14 protein-coding genes are annotated in these 14,170 nt (G+C 70.5%); 6 read left to right on the top strand and 8 right to left on the bottom strand.

Going from position 1 to position 14,170, the window contains the following annotated elements:
• Positions 1-32 precede the first annotated feature (32 nt).
• The 3 genes from AW270_RS35055 to AW270_RS35045 all read right to left on the bottom strand — a co-directional run bounded on the left by AW270_RS35055 (position 33) and on the right by AW270_RS35045 (position 2,653).
• Positions 33-779, bottom strand: coding sequence for a sulfite exporter TauE/SafE family protein (locus tag AW270_RS35055; protein WP_061300437.1), 747 nt, complete (start codon positions 777-779; stop codon positions 33-35).
• 76 nt (positions 780-855) lie between these two features.
• Positions 856-1,788: an SPFH domain-containing protein gene (locus AW270_RS35050; protein ID WP_061300436.1), complete on the bottom strand. Its 933-nt coding sequence runs from the start codon at positions 1,786-1,788 to the stop codon at positions 856-858.
• Positions 1,789-1,864: 76 nt separating this feature from the next.
• Complete coding sequence (locus tag AW270_RS35045; RefSeq protein ID WP_218009426.1) at positions 1,865-2,653, bottom strand: ABC transporter ATP-binding protein; 789 nt, start codon at positions 2,651-2,653, stop codon at positions 1,865-1,867.
• A 60-nt stretch (positions 2,654-2,713) separates the two neighbouring features.
• Here AW270_RS35045 and AW270_RS35040 point away from each other — a divergent pair, with 60 nt between their 5' ends.
• Positions 2,714-3,439 (top strand): Rv1486c family protein, encoded by a 726-nt coding sequence (locus AW270_RS35040; RefSeq protein ID WP_174549914.1) that lies wholly within the window; start codon positions 2,714-2,716, stop codon positions 3,437-3,439.
• 54 nt (positions 3,440-3,493) lie between these two features.
• A complete protein-coding gene (locus AW270_RS35035) occupies positions 3,494-4,354 on the top strand; it encodes an aldo/keto reductase (protein WP_061300435.1) in 861 nt (286 codons plus the stop codon).
• On the opposite strand, the gene AW270_RS35030 is transcribed toward AW270_RS35035, so the two are convergent.
• Entirely contained in the window at positions 4,351-6,945 is a 2,595-nt protein-coding gene (locus AW270_RS35030) for a WD40 repeat domain-containing serine/threonine protein kinase (protein ID WP_082802088.1), read from the bottom strand. The genes AW270_RS35035 and AW270_RS35030 overlap by 4 nt on opposite strands.
• 121 nt (positions 6,946-7,066) lie before the next feature.
• Here AW270_RS35030 and AW270_RS35025 point away from each other — a divergent pair, with 121 nt between their 5' ends.
• Positions 7,067-7,747 carry a hypothetical protein gene (locus AW270_RS35025; protein ID WP_061300433.1) on the top strand — a complete coding sequence of 227 codons (681 nt, stop codon included), beginning with the start codon at positions 7,067-7,069 and terminating at the stop codon, positions 7,745-7,747.
• On the opposite strand, the gene AW270_RS35020 is transcribed toward AW270_RS35025, so the two are convergent.
• Entirely contained in the window at positions 7,744-8,346 is a 603-nt protein-coding gene (locus AW270_RS35020) for a response regulator (protein ID WP_061300432.1), read from the bottom strand. The genes AW270_RS35025 and AW270_RS35020 overlap by 4 nt on opposite strands.
• Complete coding sequence (locus tag AW270_RS35015) at positions 8,343-9,455, bottom strand: GAF domain-containing sensor histidine kinase (RefSeq protein WP_061300431.1); 1,113 nt, start codon at positions 9,453-9,455, stop codon at positions 8,343-8,345. Before AW270_RS35015 ends, AW270_RS35020 begins: the two co-directional genes overlap by 4 nt.
• A 90-nt stretch (positions 9,456-9,545) precedes the next feature.
• Between AW270_RS35015 and AW270_RS35010 the strand changes: the two genes are divergently transcribed.
• The 3 genes from AW270_RS35010 to AW270_RS39960 all read left to right on the top strand — a co-directional run bounded on the left by AW270_RS35010 (position 9,546) and on the right by AW270_RS39960 (position 11,864).
• Complete coding sequence (locus tag AW270_RS35010) at positions 9,546-10,208, top strand: SDR family NAD(P)-dependent oxidoreductase (RefSeq protein ID WP_061300430.1); 663 nt, start codon at positions 9,546-9,548, stop codon at positions 10,206-10,208.
• Positions 10,205-11,170 carry an S-adenosylmethionine:tRNA ribosyltransferase-isomerase gene (locus AW270_RS35005; protein WP_061300429.1) on the top strand — a complete coding sequence of 322 codons (966 nt, stop codon included), beginning with the start codon at positions 10,205-10,207 and terminating at the stop codon, positions 11,168-11,170. Before AW270_RS35010 ends, AW270_RS35005 begins: the two co-directional genes overlap by 4 nt.
• Positions 11,171-11,279: 109 nt before the next feature.
• Complete coding sequence (locus tag AW270_RS39960; RefSeq protein ID WP_061300428.1) at positions 11,280-11,864, top strand: hypothetical protein; 585 nt, start codon at positions 11,280-11,282, stop codon at positions 11,862-11,864.
• 52 nt (positions 11,865-11,916) lie between these two features.
• On the opposite strand, the gene AW270_RS34995 is transcribed toward AW270_RS39960, so the two are convergent.
• Both AW270_RS34995 and AW270_RS34990 read right to left on the bottom strand, forming a co-directional pair.
• On the bottom strand, positions 11,917-12,963 hold the full coding sequence (locus AW270_RS34995; protein WP_157523119.1) for an ABC transporter permease: 1,047 nt from the start codon (positions 12,961-12,963) through the stop codon (positions 11,917-11,919).
• Entirely contained in the window at positions 12,960-13,817 is an 858-nt protein-coding gene (locus AW270_RS34990; protein WP_245675013.1) for an ABC transporter ATP-binding protein, read from the bottom strand. The genes AW270_RS34995 and AW270_RS34990 overlap by 4 nt, the downstream gene beginning before the upstream one ends.
• Between the last annotated feature and the right edge of the window lie 353 nt (positions 13,818-14,170).

Genomic DNA, 14,170 nt, shown 5'->3' with positions numbered 1-14,170 from the left:
CATACCCGTTTTCGATAATTTGTACGCATAAATCAAGCCAACAACTTCACGATCGCCACGATCCCGACGACCACGATCACCCCGCGCAGGATCGGCGAGGGGATGCGCCGCCCGATCCGCGCGCCGACGAACCCGCCGAGCGCCGACCCGGCCGCGATCAGCGCGACCACGGTCCAGTCGACCTCGGCGATCACGACGAACAGCACCGCCGCGGTGAAGTTCACCAGCAGCGACAGCAGGTTCTTGGCCGCGTTGAGCCGCTGGAGCTCCTCGTCGAGGAACAGGCCCATCAGCCCGATGAGCACGACCCCCTGGGCGGCGCCGAAGTAGCCCCCGTACATGCCGGCCCCGAAGACCCCCAGCCAGAGCCACGGGCCGCCGTGTTCCGAGCGGCGGCGATGGGAGATCCAGCCGGCCACCCGGGGCTGGATGACCACCAGCACGCACGCGACGGCGATCAGGATCGGCACGATCACGTCGAAGGCCTGGGCCGGCAGCCGCAGCAGCAGGAACCCGCCGACCAGGGATCCCAGGACCGAGGCGGCGGCGAGCCGGGTCAGCCGGGTCCGCTGGCCCTGGAGCTCGGCCCGGTAGCCGAGCACCCCGGTGACCCCGCCGGGCACCAGCCCGATGTTGTTCGACACGTTCGCGACGATGGGCGGATAGCCCAGCGCGAGCAGCGTCGGGAACGTGATCAGCGACCCGGAGCCGACGACGGCGTTGATGCCGCCCGCCCCGATCCCGGCCGCGAACACCGCGGCCGCTTCCCACGGTGTCAAGTCACTGACCCTCTTCTCGTACCGGCTGACCGAAAGCCTAGGCGGCAGCGGTACGAGCTCAGGACGCGGGGGGAACTCAGGGCTTGGCGGGCAGGTCCCTGTCGGGCTTGCTCGGCGGCTGGAAGAGGCCGCCCAGCGATTCGAGCGCCTTGCCCATCTCAGAGGGCACGATCCACAGTTTGTTCGCGTCGCCCTTGGCGATCTGCGGCAGCGTCGTCAGGTACTGGTAGGCCAGCAGCTTCTCGTCGGGGTTGCCGTCGTGGATGGCCTTGAAGACCATGCCGATCGCGTCGGCCTCGCCCTTGGCGCGCATCGCGCGGGCCTCCGCGTCGGCCTGGGCCCGCAGCACCACGGCCTCGGCCTCGCCGCGCGCCTTCAGAACGGCCGCCTCGCGCTCGCCCTGGGCGGTGAGGATGGCCGACTGCTTGTTGCCCTCGGCGGTGAGGATGGCGGCGCGCTTGTCACGGTCGGCGCGCATCTGCTTCTCCATCGAGTCCTGGATGGAGGCGGGCGGGTCGATCGCCTTGAGCTCGACCCGGTTGACCCGGATGCCCCAGCGGCCGGTCGCGTCGTCGAGCACCCCGCGCAGCTCGGTGTTGATCTCCTCGCGGGAGGTGAGGGTCCGTTCGAGGTCCATGCCGCCGACCACGTTGCGCAGGGTCGTCACGGTCAGCTGCTCGACCGCGACGATGAAACTCGCGATCTCGTACGTCGCCGCCTTCGGATCGGTCACCTGGAAATAGATGACCGTGTCGATGGAGACGACCAGGTTGTCGGAGGTGATGACCGGCTGGGGAGGGAACGTCACGACCTGTTCGCGCAGGTCCACCTCGACTTTGATGCGGTCGATGAACGGCACGACAATGTTCAGCCCCGCGTTCAGGGTGCGGTGATATCGGCCGAACCGCTCGACGATTCTCGCGGTCGCCTGCGGCACGATGCGAATCGTCCGGGCCAGTGCGAACGCGGCGAGAAGGACCACGGCGAAGGTGATGACGAGCTGGGTCATACGTCCACTCCAGTCTGTGCCGACTGGAGTAAATGATATTTGGACGCCGCTTTACAAGAGGATGAGAAACGAAATATCAGAATGGCCGGGCGTACCAGCGGCCGGACGCGTTCCTCTCCAGTCCCAAGGGCACCCCGAACGTCTTCGACAGGTTGTCGCCCGTCATGACGTAGTCGATCGGCCCCTGGGCGACGACCGAACCGTGCCGCAGCATGATCGCGTGGGTGAACCCGGCCGGGATCTCCTCGACGTGGTGGGTCACCAGCACCATCGTGGGCGCCTTGGGGTCCTGGGCGAGCTGGGACAGACGGCGGACGAGGTCTTCGCGGGCGGCGACGTCGAGGCCGGCGGCCGGCTCGTCGAGCAGCAGCAGCTCGGGGTCGGGCATCAGGGCGCGGGCGATCTGCACGCGCTTGCGCTCCCCCTCGGACAGGGTGCCGAACCGGCGGCGGATCAGGTGGGCGCAGCCGAGCTGGTCGATCAGCTCGACCGCCCGGGTCACGTCGTGGGAGTCGTATTCCTCGGTCCAGCGGCCGAGGATGGCGTAGGAGGCGGTGAGGACGAGGTCGATGACCTTCTCCTCGGCCGGGACCTTCTCGGCCAGGGCCGAGCTGGCCAGGCCGATGCGGGGGCGCAGCTCGAACACGTCGGTCTGGCCGAGGCGCTCGCCCAGGATGTCGACCGAGCCGTCGGTGGGGAACAGCAGCGCGGCGGCGATCTGCAGCAGCGTGGTCTTGCCGGCGCCGTTGGGACCGATGACCACCCAGCGCTCGTCTTCGGCCACCGCCCAGTCGATGTCGCGCACCAGGACCGCGCCGTCGCGCCGGATGGCCACGCCACGCATGTTGAGCACCTGACCGCCCACGACGATCCCCCTCACGTCCGAATCCGTCCGCGTAAAATCTATTGCCTTATCGTGGTTGGGGTGCGCACCGATTCACCGATCTCGGCGGCCCTGGTCTCCTGGGGGAACGCCTGGCTGACCGGCCACACCGGTCTCGACGACGCCGTCGACGCGCTTGAGCGGTCGGCCGGCCCCCAGATCGTGACGGATATCACTGGCGAGTCGCCGTTGCGGGTTTTTCTCGCGCAGCTGCGGGCGACCGGGCTGACGTCGTTCCGGCTGGCTCTGCCGATCCCGGGGGACCTTCTGGGGCTCACCGGCCCGCCGGTCTTCAACGGGGCCGCGCTCGAAGCGGGCCAGGCCGTCATCGCGGTGCTGGGCGCCCGCCGGTTCGGGCTGGTGCCCTCGCCCGACCGGCGCGGGTCGTCCTACTCGGGCATCCGCTGGACGGTCCACGACGCCCACGTCGCCGACGCCGACGTGCCGCAGCTGGCCGACGCCGAGCGCGCCCTGTCGGCCGCGATGCGGTCGGCGACCGACGCGCTGACCTCGGTCGACGGGCCGATGCAGGGCTTCCCTGCGCTCGACCACGTCGACGGCGCGCTGGCGCCGGGCTACCCCGGCCGCGCCCACCGGGTCGGCCATCTGGCGGCCCGCCTCGCGCTCGCGCTGCGGCTGGCCGAGGAGCGCGGGCTGACCTCCGGCCAGGTCGCCTCGCGCCGCGAGGCGCTCAAGGCCCTCGACCATGCCGTACGCCGCGCGCGCGTCGCCGCCCACCACGCGATCCTGGAGCAGCTCAGCGCCTGACCTGCTAAAATGATCACGAACCCTTAAGCCTCCCCTGCCGGGGAGGCTTTTTTTATGACCACCTCCACCTGGAATCTCGGCGATCTGACCGTCAACCGGATCGGCCTCGGCGCGATGCGCCTGACCGGAAGCGTCGCCTTCGGGCCCGGCGTCCCGGCCGACCGCGACCGTTCGATCGCCGTGCTGCGGCGGGCGATCGAACTCGGGGTCGACCACATCGACACCGCCGCCTACTACTTCTCGCCGCGCCTGTCGGCCAACGAGCTGATCAACCGGGCGCTGGCCCCCTATCCCGACGATCTCGTCATCGCCACCAAGGTGTGGGCCGGGCGCGACCCGTCGGGGGCCTGGTGGTGGGCAACGCCGGAGCAGTTGCGCGGCCAGGTCGAGGAGAACCTGCGCCAGCTCGGGCGCGACCACCTCGACGTGGTGAACCTGCGCGTCCCGCCGAGCCGCCGCGACGGCTCGGTCGGCGACCACTTCGGCGCGCTGGCCGAGCTCCGCGACGCCGGTCTGATCCGCCACCTCGGGCTGTCCAACGCGACGGCCGCCCACCTGGCCGAGGCTCGGGCCATCGCGCCGGTGGTGTGCGTGCAGAACCCGTTCGGCGTCGGCGCGCCGCCCGGGGACCGGGAGCTGCTCCGGCGCTGCGGGGAGCAGGGCATCGCCTTCGTGCCGTTCTTCGCCGTCGCGGGCGCCGGGCGGGAGGCGGGGGCGACCGCGGCGGAGAACCCGGAGGTGCTCGCGGTGGCCCGCGCCCACGGCGCGACGCCCGCGCAGGTCAGGCTGGCCTGGACGCTCGGGCAGGGGCCTCACGTGCTGGCGATCCCGGGCACCGGGAACCCCCGCCATCTGGCCGAGAACATGGCCGCAGGGGCGCTGCGGCTGTCGGCCGACGAGCTGGCCCGGCTCTAGCCGGCCAGCTTCCAGAACCGGACGCGCTTGTCCTCACCGGCCGAGACGACCAGCGTCTTCCCGTCGACCTCGGTGAAGGCGACCGAGTAGACGTTCTTGCCGTCGTGGGCCTTCACCGGCTTGCCGACCTCCTCCGACTCCGCCAGGTCCCACAGCCGGAGCGTGCCGTCGGTGGAGCCGGAGACCGCCATCGGGTGGCCGCCGATCTCGCGGAAGGCCAGCGAGTAGACGTTGTCCTTGTGGCCGGTCAGGGACCTGCCGATCTGCTTGCCGGTCTTCAGGTCCCAGACGCGGATCTTGTTGTCCTCGCCGCCGGAGATGGCCACGGCCCTGCCGTCGACCTCGCCGGTGGCGACGGAGTAGACGGGCTTGCCGTGGCCCTTGAACGTCTTGCCGTACTGCTTCCTGGACGAGGCGTCCCAGACCTTGAGACTCTCGTCCTCGCTGGCCGAGACGATGACGGCGCGGTCGCCGACCTGGCCGAAGGCCAGCCAGTTGACGTCCTTGCGGTGGGCCCTGATGGCGCCGCCGATCGGCTGGCGGGTCTTCAGGTCCCACAGCCGGATCCGGCCGTCGGCGCCGCCGGAGGCGGCCACCCACTTGCTGCCGACCTTGCCGATGGCGACCGTGTAGACCGAGTTGCCGTGGCCCCACAGGCCGCCGCCGACGGCCTTGCGCTTCTCGACGTCCCAGACGCGGACCGAGCCGTCGCGGCTGCCGGTGACGGCGAGCGGGCGGCCGTTGACCTCGGCGGTGGCGACGGCGTAGACCCAGTCGCCGTGGGCGTAGATCGGCTTGCCGAGCGCCTTGTGCGACTCGGCGTTCCACATCCGGACCGACCGGTCGACGCTGGCGGTGACGACGACAGGCTTGTCCTTGTCGCCGCCGACGGCGACGGAGTAGATCGAGCTCCGGTGACCGGCCAGCGAGCTCCCGTCCTGCTTGCCGAGCGCGGGGACCGGAGCCGCGGTCGCCGTGGGGCTGGGCGACGGCGAGGGCGCCGGGGACAGGGACGCCGCGACCGGCGACGGGACCGGTGCGGAGGCCGTCGTGGCCGGCAGGTCGACGACCGCTTCCTGGGTGACCCCGCCCTGGGCGGCGGCCGGGACGGTCTCCGGCTCGTCGTCACCCTTGAAGATGTTCGGCACGAGGAACAGCGCGGTGGCCGCCACCGCGAGCACGCCGACGAGCACGCCGGTGACCAGCCCCGCCCTGCTCTTCGTCGGCGGAGCCTCCCCCAGCCAGCCGCCGGTGGGGTCGGGGCGGGGGTGGAAGGTGGTCGCGTCGGAGTCGACCGGCTGCGGCTCCTTGCCCTTCTTCTTCTTGGACGGTGCGGTCGGCGGGAGGCTCTGGTGCGACTGCCCCTGGTAGGGCGGCGGGTAGGGCGGCCCCGGAGGAGGCTGATGTCCCGGCGGCGGGTGGTTCGCGCCGGGAGGGGGCTGGTAACCCGGCGGCGGGAAGCTCTGGACCGGCGGCTGCGGGTGGTGGCCCGGCGGCGGGTAGCTCTGGTTCGGGCCGGGTTGTCCCTGGTAGGGCGGCGGGTAGGCCTGGCCCGGAGCGGGCTGGTATCCCGGGGGCGGATAGCTCTGGGCCGGGGGCTGGAGGTGGGGGGCCTGGGGGTCCGGTGGGGCGAAGCCCGGCGTCACCGGTGGGGGCGTATCGGAATCTGCTGATGGCGGCGGGGCAGGGACGAATGGGCGCGCGGGGGGCGCGGCGTCCTTCTTGGCGTTCCTGCCGTTCCGGGAGGCGGCGTTGAGGCCGGCCAGGAGGGACTTGTCGAGGTCGTCGTCGACCTGGTGGTCGAGGAGGGCGAACAGGGCCTCGCTGGCGGTCGGGCGGTTGTCGGCCTGCTTGTCGAGGCTGGCCTCGACGACCGGGCGCAGCAGGTCGGGCAGCGTCGAGACGTCGGGGGTGTCGTTCATGACCCGGTAGAGCACGGCGGGCAGGCTGTCGTGGCCGAACGCGGGCCGCCCGGTCGACGCGTAGAACATCGTCACGGCCCAGCTGAACATGTCCGACGGCGGCCCGACCCGCTTGGCCTCGATCTGCTCCGGCGACATGTACGCCGGGGTCCCCACGACCCCGCTCGACAGCGTCGACGACGAGTCGAGCGCCCGCGCGATGCCGAAGTCGATCACCCGCGGCCCGTCCTGGGCCAGCAGCACGTTCGACGGCTTGAAGTCGCGGTGGACGATCCCCGCCCGGTGGATCGCGGCCAGCGCGGTGATGGTGCCGACCGCCAGCCGGTGGAGGTTGCCGCCGGTGCGGGGGCCCTCCTGCTGGACGACCCGCTGGAGCGAGATCCCGTCGACGAGTTCGGAGACGATGTAGGGCCGGTCGCCGTCCATGTGGGCGCCGAGGACCTGGGCGGTGCAGAACTGCGCGACCCGGCGCGCGGCCGACACCTCACGCAGGAACGAGTCTGCGTCGATTGCGTCCGTAACGCGCAACAGTTTGATCGCGACCGGTGTGCCGTCCGGTGCGGTACCGGCGTAAACCACACCCTGAGCGCCCTCCCCAAGGCGCCCGGTGATGCGGTAGACCCCCAGCTCAGTCGGCTCGCCAGGCCGTAATGGCGATGTAGGCGGCACTGCGGTTCTCCCCCGTGCAAAACGATCAACTGTACGCGAAGTCTAGTAGTGCTCAACCGTTCCAAAGTGATATTGGTCTAGACATACGGGGATTGCCATGTCTTGTCCAACGGAGATTTTCATGCGCAGAACATCCGGCATCGCCGCCGGACTCATGCTTTTAGCGCCGCTCGCGGTGAGCCTTCCCGCGAACGCCGCGCCCGCTCAGACGGCCGTCACCGCCAAGGCCGCGAAGGCCGACCCCTTCGCCAACTTCGCGGTGCACCACGTCGTCTATCCGAAGAAGGTGAAGGCCGGGGCCAAGATCACCTACTACTTCGAGATCACCAACGTCGGCCCGCACAGCGCCGACTACTTCTGGATCGGGGGCTACCTGCCGAAGGGCATCGTCAGCACCCTCAAGTGGAACGGCCCGAAGGGCACCTCCTGCACGTGGGAGGGCAACGAGTTCTGGTGCTGGACCCCGGACATCCTCTACCCCAACCCGGAAGAGGACTGGCAGACCGACTCGGCGTGGCTGACCGTCCAGGTCACGCTGAACAAGAAGACGCGCGGCACCGCCACCGCCAAGCTGGGCGCCATCACCTATGACGTGCCCACGGGCGCGGGCGACCTCGACGAGCGGAGGCTGCGCGACCTCGGCATCAAGGGCTGGTCGTTCCTCAAGACGGTCAAGACCAAGATCGTGGCCCCGACGGTGAAGAAGAAGAACACCAAGCCGACGCACGTCTACGTGCCGCCGCCCCCGCCGCCGCCCAAGCCCGACCGCGCCCCCACGCGCAACCGCAAGAAGGGCACCTAACCGAGCCCGTGCCTGACGGCGTACAGGGCGGCCTGGGTGCGGTCCTGTACGCCGAGCTTCATCAGCACGTTGGACACATGCGTCTTGACGGTCTTCTCGGCCACGTCGAGTGCCCGCGCGATCTCCCGGTTGGACCGGCCGCCGGCGATCAGCGCCAGCACCTCGCGTTCCCGGTCGGTCAGCGCCACCGCCTCGGCCGACGGCTTCAGCATCGCGTCGGCCGCCTCGGGCGCCAGCGCGACCTGCCCGCCGTGGACGGCCCGGATGGCCGACACCAGCGCCGACGGGTCGACGTCCTTGTAGAGGAAGCCGGCCGCCCCGGCCCGCATCGCGGGCGCGACGTCGCCCCGGTCGGTCATCGAGGTCAGCACGATCACCCGGGCGGCTCCGTCGAGTTCGGCCAGCGCGCCCAGCCCGTCGAGGACGGGCATCTTCAGGTCGAGCAGCACCACGTCGGGCGACAGCGAGCGGGCCAGCTCGACCGCCTCCGCGCCGTCACCGGCCTCCCCCACCACGTCGATGTCGCCCTGGACCTCGAGAAACGTGCGCAGGCCCTGGCGCACGATCGGATGGTCGTCGGCGATCAGCACCCGGATCATGTCGGCACCACCATCCTCACCGTCGTCCCGGCGCCCGGCCGGGAGATCACCTCCAGCCTGCCACCGGCCCCGGCCGCCCGATCCCGCATCGACTCCAGCCCCAGGCCCTGGGCAGGCTCGCCGTCGAAGCCGCAGCCGTCGTCGGTGACCTCCAGCACGAGGTCGGAGCGGTCGCGCCACAGCCGTGTCCGCAGCGAGGAGCAGCCCGAGTGGCGCAGCGCGTTGTGCCCGGCCTCCTGGGCGACCCGCAGCACCGCCACCTCGGTCGCGGCCGGGAGCTCGCCCTCGAAGTGGCCCTCGAAGGTGATCGTGGCGGAGTGGAGCCGGTCGAGGAGGCGGGCGTTCTTGCGGAGCGTCTCGACCAGGCCGTGGCTGTCGAGCTCGGCCGGCCTGAGCTCGACGATGACGTCTCTGAGCTCGGCCAGCGCCTCCCCGGCCATCCTCTGGACGGCGTCGAGCTCCCGCGCGGCCCTGTCGGGATCGGTGGCCAGCAGCGCCGAGGCGGCCTGGGCGGTGAGCCGGAGCGAGAAGAGCTTCTGGGTGACGGCGTCGTGGAGTTCGCGGGCCATCCGCTGGCGCTCCTCGATGACCGTGAGCTCCCGGCCGCGCTCGTAGAGGCGGGCGTTGGTCAGCGCGATGGCGGCGTGGGCGGCGAACAGGGTGAGGACGTCCTGGTCGTCGGTCGTGAACGGGCCGCAGGCCTTGTTGGCCAGGAAGATGATGCCGAGGACCTGGTCGCCGTCCTGGATGGGGACGCCGAGGAAGTCCTTCAGCACGGGATGGGCCTTCGGCCAGCCGTCGAACCGGGGGTCGCGCCGGACATCGCCGAGCCGGACCGGGGTGCCCTCGCGCAGCATCGCGCCCAGCAGGCCGTGTTGCCGGGGGGTGGGGCCGATGGCGGCCCACTGTTCGGGGGTGATGCCGTCGGCGACGAACTCGGCGAAGCTGCCGTCGTCGTCGGGGACGCCGAGCGCGGCGTAGCGCGCGTCGAGCAGTTCCCTGGCCGAGCGCACGATGACCTGCAGCACCTCCCGTGGGGACAGGTGCCGGGTGACCGCGAGGACGGCCGAGCTGACGGCTTGCAGCAGGGCGTCCTGACTTTGCCGCACGGCTTCACCCTAAGACCTATGCCGGAAGGCCTAGGACCGGCCCGTCCCGGGCCCGATGTGGTGAAAGGCCGCGATTCCTAGCGTTGAGCCATGAAGAACGCACTGATCACCGGCGCGTCCCGGGGCCTCGGGCTGGCGCTGGCCACCGAACTGGCCAAGGACGGCTGGACCCTCACGTTGACCGCCCGGGGGGCCGGCGACCTCTCGGCCGCGGCCGACCGGCTGGGCGCGACCGCGATTCCGGGGGACGTGACCGACCCTGCGCATCGTCTGCGGCTGGCGGAGGCCGTACAGGACCTGGATCTGCTGGTGAACAACGCCAGTGGGCTGGGAGCGGTGCCGCTGCCGCGGCTGGGCGACTATCCGATCCCCACGCTGCGGGAGCTGCTGGAGACCAATGTGGTCGCGCCGCTGGCGCTGACCCAGGCGGTCCTCCCCGCGCTGCGGCGGAACCGGGGAGCGGTCCTCAACATCTCGTCCGACGCCGCCGTCGAGGCCTACGAGGGCTGGGGCGGCTACGGCGCCACCAAGGCCGCGCTGGAGCGGGTGTCCCACGTGCTGGCCGCCGAGGAGCCGGACCTGGCCGTGTGGTGGATCGACCCGGGCGAGATGCGCACCCGGATGCTGGCCGACGCGGTCGGTCCGCAGGAGGCCGGCGAGGCCCCGCTGCCCGAGGAGGTCGCCCCGCTGATCGTCAAACTGGTCACCGAGCGCCGGGCCAGCGGGCGGCACACCCGGGGGAGCCTGGCATGAGCATCGACTTCGCCCTCCCCTCGGTCAACGAGGCCCACCGGCCGCCCGAGGCGCGCGACCTGGTCAAGCTGATGGTCTCGCGCCGCGACACCGGCGAGATCACCCACCATGCCTTCAATGACCTGCCGGAACTGCTCGATCCCGGCGATCTCGTGGTGGTGAACAACTCGCGCACTCTGCCGGCCTCGGTGAAGCTCGACCGGCTCTGGGTGCACTTCTCGACCGAGCTGCCCTGGGGAGAGTGGCTGGTCGAGCTCCGGTGCCCGGGGGGCACCACCTACAAGGGCGGCGCGCCGGGCGAGTGGCTGCCGCTCCCCGGCGGGGCCACACTGCGGCTGGCCGAGCGCTTCACCCCGCGCCTGTGGAAGGCGCGGCTCGACACCGACGTCATCGCCTACCTCCAGCGGTACGGCGCCCCGATCCGCTACTCCTACGTCGACCGCGACTGGCCGATCGACGACTACCAGACCGTCTTCGGCACGATCCCCGGCAGCGCCGAGATGCCCAGCGCCGGCCGCCCGTTCACCACCCGCCTGGTCACCGACCTGGTCGCGAGAGGGATCACGATCGCGCCGATCACCCTGCACACCGGGGTGGCCTCACCCGAGAAGGACGAGCCGCCCTACGCCGAACGCTTCACCGTCCCCGCCTCCACCCGGCGGCAGGTCGCGCTGGCCAGGGAGAACGGCGGCCGGGTCATCGCGGTCGGCACCACCGTGGTCCGGGCGCTGGAGACCGGCCACGACGAGGGCTGGACGGAGCGGATCGTCTCGCCGGAGGACCCGGCCAAGGTCGTCGACGGCCTGCTCACCGGGCTGCACGAGCCCCGGTCGACCCACCTCATGATGCTGTCGGCCATCGGGGGCGCCGACCTTGTCATGAGGTCGTACGAGGCCGCTCTCGCCCACGGGTATCTGTGGCACGAGTTCGGGGATGTCCATCTCATCCTTGGACCGCGCTAAATCTCTACATTAAAGATCTATCGAACTTCGCTAAAAAACTGGTAAAAACTCCCTTCGAGTATTACGGGGGCTCTTTCTCCCCGTCTGTTCCCTGGGAGACATCACACTCATGCGCACTGTCACGCGCGCGATCGCGGGGGTCGCCGTGCTCGCGGCGGCGGCGTTGATCGCCCCTGCCGCCGCCTCGGCCACCACCGCTTCCTCCACCGCCTCCGCCGCCTCCGTCACCGCGACGAAGGCCGCCGACCCGTGGTCGCTGTTCAAGATCACGTCGCTGTCGTACACCAAGAAGGCGAAGCCGGGCGGCTACGTCACCTACGCCTTCAAGGTGACCAACACCGGCCCGTACAAGGCCGACATCTTCGAACTGGGCGGGGTCCTGCCCAAGGACGCCGACCTGAAGAAGCGGATCGGCTACTCCACCGACAACCGGAACATGCGGTGCTACATCGACGGACGGCAGTTCTTCTGCCCGAACGTCAGCATCCTGGAGGTCGGTGACACCGCGTACATGACCCTGCGGTTCCAGCTCAAGAAGACGGCCAAGGGCACCCAGGCCGGCAAGGTCGGAGCGTGGGTCTACGACATCCCCGCCGGCGCGGAGGACCTCGACCGGGCCCGGCTGCGCGAGCAGAACCTGAAGGGCTGGGAGATGATGCGGCCGGTCAAGACCTCGGTCGTGAAGAAGAAGTAGCTCCACCCGTGAGACCCGCCGTCGTGGCCGCGACGGCGGGTCTCTCGCTGTCTCAGATGGAGTCCCACCGGAAGATCTTGACCGCGATCAGCCCGATGACCAGCCCGAACGCCAGCACGATGCCGAGCTCGGGCAGCGCGGTGAGCGCCCCCTGACCTCGCACCATGACGTCGACCATGCCCTGGTTGAGGTGCTTGAGCGGGAAGACGTTCGACAGCGTCTGCAGCCATCCGGGCGCGGAGTCGAGCGGGATGAACGACCCCGACAGGAACGCCATCGGCAGCACGATCAGGTTGGAGATGCCCGCCGCGGCCTCCGCCGACTTGGCCAGCCCGCCGGCCACCATGCCGATCGCCATGAACGTCAGCGTCCCGGCGATGATCAGCGGGATCGCCATCCACCAGGCGTCGGCCAGTTGCAGCCCGAAGAACGGCAGCGACGCCACCGACAGGAAGATCGCCATCTGGATGAGCGCGATCACCACGCTCACCAGGACCCGCGCGCCGACGATCGACCCGGTGCCGACCGGGGCCAGCCGCAGCCGCCGCAGGATGCGCTTCTCCCGCCACGTCACCAGGGTGGCCGCCGCCCCGAAGGCCGCGCCCATGGCGATGGCCCAGCTCAGCAGGCCCGGCGTGACGTACTGGATGACTTCGAGCGAGTCGTCCTCGGCCTGCTGGGTGGCCAGCGTGTACTTCTGCGGCACGCCGACGCTGTTGGCCTGGGTGACGATCTGCCGGAACACGCCCTGGACGGTCGCCGCGCGCACCTGGTCGGCGGCCGAGAAGTAGAGCCGCAGCGCGTCGCCCTGCTGGGTGACGACCGCGACCGAGTCGCCCTTCTTCACCTCGTCCTGCGCGGCGGCCAGGTCGTTGCTCTTCTTGATCTCCAGTACGTCGCCCAGCTCCCCCGCCGCCCGGTCCAGGACCGGCACCGCGCCGACCTGGACGACCTGCGACTTGGAGACCCCGCTGCCGGTGAAGACGCCGCCGAACAGGACCAGGAACATCAGCGGGAACAGGATCGAGAAGAACAGCGCCGACTTGTCCCGCAGGTAGCCGAACAGCATGGCCCGGGACAGCGATTGGAAGGCGGTCACGCGCGGTACTCCCGGCCGGTGAGGTTGAGGAAGACGTCTTCGAGGGTGGCGCCGCGGACCTGGAGGCCGGTCAGGAGCCGGCGCTCGGCCAGCGCGGTCAGCACGACGGCCGGGGTCCTGGTGGCGATAGTGAGGGAGACGCCGTCGTCGTCGATCACGTCGTCGGGCGAGGCCAGCTCGGCGGCCTTGGCGACGCTGATCGTGCCGGTCTCCAGGCTGATGCGGGTGACCGCGTCGAGGCCCCGGACCAGCGCGGCCGGAGGGCCGGATTCGAGGATCCGGCCCTGGTCCATGATGGCGACCCGGTCGCAGAGCGACTCGGCCTCGTCCATGTAGTGGGTGGTCAGCACGACCGTGCGGCCGCCCTCGTTCAGCCTGCGGAGCAGGTCCCAGAGGTTGCGGCGGGCCTGCGGGTCGAGGGCGGCGCTGGGTTCGTCCAGGAAGACGATGTCGGGGTCGTGGACGAGAGCGCAGGCGATCGACAGCCGCTGGGCCTGGCCGCCGGAGAGCTTCTCGGCCGGGGTGTCGGCCTTGTCCTCCAGCCCGACCGTGGCCAGCATCTCGTCGGCCTTCTTCGGGGCGGTGCCGTACAGGGAGGCGAAGGTCCTGATCTGCTCGCGGGCGGTGAGGCGCTCGAAGAACGACGTCGCCTGCAGCTGCACGCCGATGCGGGTCAGCAGCTTGTGGTTGCGCGGCCAGGGGCGTTCGCCGAGCACCTCGACGGTGCCGGAGTCGGCCTGCCGCAGGCCTTCGACGATCTCCAGGGTGGTGGTCTTCCCGGCGCCGTTCGGGCCGAGGATCCCGAAGAACTCACCCTCTTCGACGGAGAACGAGACGCCGTCGACGGCATGCACCTGACCATAGTGTTTTCGCAGATCATTGACGATGATCGTGGACCCCATGGGGCGAAGACTACCCAGGGATGAAGGTCGGTGGGCGATTCGCCACAACTGTCACGGTTTGTACTTGCGCACTCATTTTGCACTATCGGTAACCGGCGTCTCACGATTCCCGTTCGTCACCGGGTATCGCTGATCTTGGCGCCCTTCGCGAGGCCGAACGCGCGGGGTGCTTCGTTCAGACCGACCCAGGAGACACTCAATGATTCACCGACTTACGACCGGGTCCTCGCGCCCGCCGGCCAAGGGGTCCCTCGCGGCCGCTGTGGCGACGGCGGCGCTGATGGCCGGCGGTCTCCTCTCCATGA

Origin of the sequence: Herbidospora cretacea (assembly GCF_001570605.1) — a bacterium.
GTDB lineage: Bacteria > Actinomycetota > Actinomycetes > Streptosporangiales > Streptosporangiaceae > Herbidospora > Herbidospora cretacea.
The sequence above is the reverse complement of the archived record's forward strand: the minus strand, read 5'-3'. Positions and strand labels throughout refer to the sequence as shown.